General features: G+C 75.8%; 1 protein-coding gene. It reads right to left on the bottom strand.

Features of this window, described 5'->3' with window-relative positions; translation table 11 throughout:
- A partial coding sequence (locus G3I40_RS42165) for a polyketide synthase dehydratase domain-containing protein (RefSeq protein ID WP_203645806.1) occupies positions 1-1,254 on the bottom strand: 1,254 nt, incomplete at both ends.

Below are 1,254 nucleotides of genomic sequence, written 5' to 3'. Positions count from 1 at the left end.
CGGCTCGTCGGCGGCGAGGGCCGCGCCCAGGACGGCGCCCGCCACTTCCTCGGTGTCCGTGTCGATCAGGACGATCCGGTCCGGGTTCTCGGCCTGCGCGGCACGCACCAGGCCCCAGACCGCGGCGCCCGCCGGGTCGGTGACGACGCCGTCGCCCGCGGGGACCGCGCCCCGGGTCACGACGACGAGGCGGGACCGCTCGGCGTCCGCGGCGGCCTGCCAGGCCTGCAGGACGCCCAACACCCGGACGGACAGGGCGAGTACGGCGTCGTCACCGTCGCCGCCGACGGCCTTCAGGACCGCCGCCTGCGTATCGCCCGGCAGCCCCTCGACGTCCTCGGCCGTGGTCACCGGCACCCATGCGGGGGCGGTCACCGGGCCCTGGGCCGGGGGAAGTTCGGTCCACTCCACGCCGAACAGGGAGTCTCGGCCGTCGTCCGTCGCCGCGGCGTCGAGCTGGTCGGCCGAGACCGGCAGGGACACCAGGGAGTCCATGGTCAGCACCGGGGCGCCGGTCTCGTCGGCGGCCTGGAAGGACAGCGCGTCCGGGCCGCACGGCGCGACCCGCACGCGCAGCGCCGAGGCGCCCGCGGCGTGCAGCACGAGGCCGTTCCAGGCGAACGGCAGCACCTTGCGGTCGTCGTCCGGATTGGCGAAGGCGTTGGTGTGCAGCGCGGCGTCGAGGAGCGCCGGGTGGATGCCGTACTTGCCTGCTTCTTCGCGCTGTTCGTCGGGCAGGGCGACCTCGGCGAAGACCTCCTCGCCGCGCCGCCACACCGCCCGCATGCCCTGGAAGGCGGGGCCGTAGGCGTAGCCGCGCTCGGTCAGGTCGCCGTAGAAGTTCTCGACGTCGACGGGCTGGGCGCCCTGCGGCGGCCAGGTGGTGAAGTCGGCCGTGGCCTGCGGGGGCCTGGGGTCGGCCGACAGGAGTCCGGTGGCGTGCCGGGTCCACGGGCCGGTGCCGCCCTCGCCCGCGGTGTCCTCGCGCAGCGAGTAGACGTCGACGGTGCGCCGGCCGGTCGCGTCGGGTCCGCTCACCGCGACCTGGACGCGGACGCCGCCGCGCTCGGGCAGTGCCAGCGGCGCCTCGATGACGAGTTCTTCCAGGACGCCGTGGCCGAACTCGTCGCCGGCCCGGACGGCGAGGTCGACGTAGGCCGTGCCCGGGACGATGACGACGCCGCCGATCGCGTGCCCGGCGAGCCAGGGGTGCGTCTGCAGGGACAGGCGCGAGGTGAACACCAGGCCGTCGGA

This window comes from Streptomyces sp. SID14478 (assembly GCF_010548525.1).
Taxonomy (GTDB): domain Bacteria; phylum Actinomycetota; class Actinomycetes; order Streptomycetales; family Streptomycetaceae; genus Streptomyces.
The sequence above is the reverse complement of the archived record's forward strand: the minus strand, read 5'-3'. Positions and strand labels throughout refer to the sequence as shown.